Annotated in this window: 4 protein-coding genes; 1 reads left to right on the top strand and 3 read right to left on the bottom strand. The window is 70.4% G+C overall.

Annotated elements, in window-relative coordinates:
• Positions 1-668, top strand: a 668-nt coding sequence (locus tag A9X05_RS01015; protein WP_197498858.1) for a cation diffusion facilitator family transporter, incomplete at its 5' end; no start/stop codon positions are given.
• On the opposite strand, the gene A9X05_RS01010 is transcribed toward A9X05_RS01015, so the two are convergent.
• The 3 genes from A9X05_RS01010 to A9X05_RS01000 form a co-directional block, all read right to left on the bottom strand.
• Positions 665-1,783 carry a PDR/VanB family oxidoreductase gene (locus A9X05_RS01010; RefSeq protein ID WP_067778549.1) on the bottom strand — a complete coding sequence of 373 codons (1,119 nt, stop codon included), beginning with the start codon at positions 1,781-1,783 and terminating at the stop codon, positions 665-667. The genes A9X05_RS01015 and A9X05_RS01010 overlap by 4 nt on opposite strands.
• On the bottom strand, positions 1,750-2,652 hold the full coding sequence (locus A9X05_RS01005) for an alpha/beta fold hydrolase (protein ID WP_197498857.1): 903 nt from the start codon (positions 2,650-2,652) through the stop codon (positions 1,750-1,752). The genes A9X05_RS01010 and A9X05_RS01005 overlap by 34 nt, the downstream gene beginning before the upstream one ends.
• A 17-nt stretch (positions 2,653-2,669) precedes the next feature.
• Positions 2,670-3,324, bottom strand: a 655-nt coding sequence (locus A9X05_RS01000) for a metal-dependent hydrolase (protein ID WP_067778544.1), incomplete at its 5' end; no start/stop codon positions are given.

Genomic DNA, 3,324 nt, shown 5'->3' with positions numbered 1-3,324 from the left:
CCAGTCCGACGAGGCTGATCTTGACCGCCCGGATGCCGATCGCGCTGGATTCCAGGGCGGTGTCCACGCTGTCGGCGATCGTCGCCGGCTACGAGGCCGTCCTGCGGCTGATTCACCCCGTCGCCATCGGCCACGTGGGTTGGGTCGCCGCCGCCGGGCTCATCGGCTTCGCGGGCAACGAGATCGTCGCCGTCTACCGGATCCGCACCGGCCGCCGGATCGGCTCGGCCGCCCTCGTCGCCGACGGCCTGCACGCTCGCACCGACGGATTCACCTCGCTCGCAGTGCTTTTCGGGGCGGCCGGCGTCGCGCTCGGCTACCCGCTGGCCGATCCGATCGTCGGCCTGATCATCACGGTGGCGATCCTGGCGGTGCTGCGCGGTGCCGTGCGCGACATCTTCCGCCGGCTCATGGACGCGGTGGACCCCGCGCTCGTCGACACGGCGGAAGCGACGCTGGCCGCCCGCCCCGGCGTCCGCAGCGTGCGCAGCATCCGGATGCGCTGGATCGGGCACCGCCTGCACGCCGATGCCGAACTCGACATCGACCCCGGCATCAGCCTTCAGGACGCGCACCGCATCGCCCACGACGCCGAGCACCAGCTGACCCACGCCGTGCCGCGGCTCGACAGCGCCCTGGTGCACGCCTACCCGGCGCACCACCCCTAGGCGTCGATCACCAGGCGACCGCCGTTGGCCCGCGAGACGCAGACCAGCATTTCGCCGTCGCCCTCCGCGGCGCGGCCGCGGCGATCGACCTCCCCGGCAAGCACTTTCACCTTGCAGGTGCCGCAGAAGCCTTGCTGGCAGGAGTACGCGGTCGTCGGGTCGCCGTCCAGCATGACGTCCAGCGCCGACCGGTTCGCAGGCACGCTCAGCACGCGCCGTGAACGGGCAAGCTCCAGCTCGAAGGGGACGCCGTCGACGACGGGCGGCGGCCCGAACCGCTCGTAATGCAGTGGCGCGTCGGCGTGTTGGTCGCGCATCGTGCGCACCGACTCCAGCATCGCGGTCGGGCCGCACACGTAAACGGCCGTCGACGGCCCGGCATCGGCGAGCAGTTCGGAGGCGTCGGGAATGCGGCCACGCTCGTCGTCGGCCCACACGCTGACCCGGTCGGGCGCCACCGCCACTACCTCGTCGAGCAGCGGCATGTACTCCCGGCTGCGGCCGGCATACACGGCACGCCAATCGATTCCGCGCTGCTGGGCGAGTGAGATCATGGGCAGGATCGGAGTCACGCCGATGCCGCCGATCACGAACAGCACCTCGCGCTCGTCGGTGACCAGATAGAACGCGTTGCGGGGCCCCTCGAATTCGATCGTGTCGCCCACGTCGAAGGTGTCGTGCATTTCGATCGAGCCCCCGCCACCGTCGGCGATCCGGCGTACCGCGATCCGGTAGTCGGTGCGCCGCCCGGGCGGACCGCACAGTGAGTACTGGCGGCGGCGGCCCGACGCCAGCCGAATGTCGATGTGCGCGCCGGGAGTCCACGACGGCAGCAATCCACCCTGCGCGTCGCCCAGCGTCAGCGCGACGACGTCGGGCGTGAGGAGTTCGCGCTTGGTGACCACCACGGTGGTGGTCCGCCGCACCGGCACCACCCGCGAGGGGTCCCAGCGCGACGCCGACGCCAAGCCCCCGAAGAGGGTGCCCACTCCCCACAACGCCGTGTAGAGGCGGTCGCGCTTGCGACGACCGTACAAGTCGGCGGGTCTGCTGCCCCAAATCGTCTGTGCCACAACAAGTCCTACGTCTGACCAATGGTGTTCTGATCGACCCATTCGCTCGTGAGCCGGGCGATGACCTCGGGATGGGAGGACACCACCCAGTGCCCGCCCTCGATGTCGACGACCCTGCCGTTGGGCGGTATCGAGCCGGTGAACCGCTGCAGGGGCGGCGAGACGAAGTAGTCCCAGCGCGCCACCAAGACCTGCACGGGGACCTTGGTCTGCGGCAGCTCCTTCCCGGGCGCCAGGAACGGCCCGGGCATGTTGGCGCGGTACAGGTTCAGCCCGTTGACGTAGTCGCGGGTCGACCGGGTGGTCGCCGCGCGCCGCCGACCGGCCCGGCGTGGCCGGCCGATCAGTTCGACCGCCGCGAAGACCGCAACGGTCGCCCGGGACCAGATCGCCAACTCCGGCACGCCCGGGCACAGAAAGAACCAGATGTAGGTGGAGGCGAGCGCCTGTTTGAGGACGTCGAACACGCCGCGGGGTGAGCGGGCGGACCGCAGGAACTTGCCCGCGTAGTTCAGGTGCGGACCGGAGATCGACGTGAACGAGGCGACCTTGCCCATCACCGACTCGTCGGTGACCGCGGCCCAGGCCTGGATGGAACCCCAGTCGTGGGCGATCAGGTGGACCTCGTTCACCCCGAGGCTGTCGATCACCGCGCCGATGTCCGAAATCAGTTGCGGCAGGCGGTATGCCGCGCGCTTCGCCGGCTTGGACGAATCGCCGGCGCCCCGGACGTCGAAGGCCACGAAGTTGTAGCGCCCACCCAGGGCGTCGGCGACGCCGTCCCACACGTGGTGGTTGTCGGGGTAGCCATGGATCGCCAGAATCGTCGGGCGCCCCGGGTCGATCGGCGAGTGGGCGTGGACGGCCAGCGACACGCCGTCGGACGCGATCACGGTGTTGGACTGAGTCATTCGTGTGCCCCCGACGTTCAGTGCGCCGCGCGGGCCGCGGGCGAGCGGGCCAGGTAGTCGACCGCGCGGCCCACCCCGCCGAGCTTGGACGGGTGGAAACTCGGCGTGTAATAGGCGCCGATGACCCGCAGGAACTGGAACGGCCCGGGCACCAGGCCGCGGCGCGCCGCGCTGAAGTAGTCGCGCCAGCGGGGTTTGGTGCCCGGCGGCAGGTACGGGTCGACCGAGTACATGAACCGCACGCCGCGGACGAACAGCCACAGCAGCGCCGGCGTGATCAGCAGCTGGGTGCGCACCTGGCGCCAGTAGCCGCCGCGCAGGTGCTTCATGGTGTCGAACGCGACCGCCTTGTGTTCGACCTCTTCGGCCCCGTGCCAGCGCAGCAGGTCGAGCATCACCGGGTCGGTGCCGAAGGCGTCGTGCTGCGGGGTGTCCAGGATCCACTCGCCCAGGATGGCGGTGTAGTGCTCGAGCGCGGCCACCATCGACACCCGCTCGAGCAGCCAGCTCTGCCGTCGCCGCCAACCCCACCCGGGCCGGTCCCCGATGAGCTGGGAGAAGAGCCAGGCCATCTGGTCGGTGAACGGCGTGACGTCGACGCCCTTGGCCGCGAAGTGATCCAGCACCCCGGAATGAGCCTGGGAGTGCATGGCCTCCTGGCTGATGAAGCCC

This window comes from Mycobacterium sp. E3298, assembly GCF_001666895.1.
In the GTDB taxonomy this organism is placed as follows: domain Bacteria; phylum Actinomycetota; class Actinomycetes; order Mycobacteriales; family Mycobacteriaceae; genus Mycobacterium.
The sequence above is the reverse complement of the archived record's forward strand: the minus strand, read 5'-3'. Positions and strand labels throughout refer to the sequence as shown.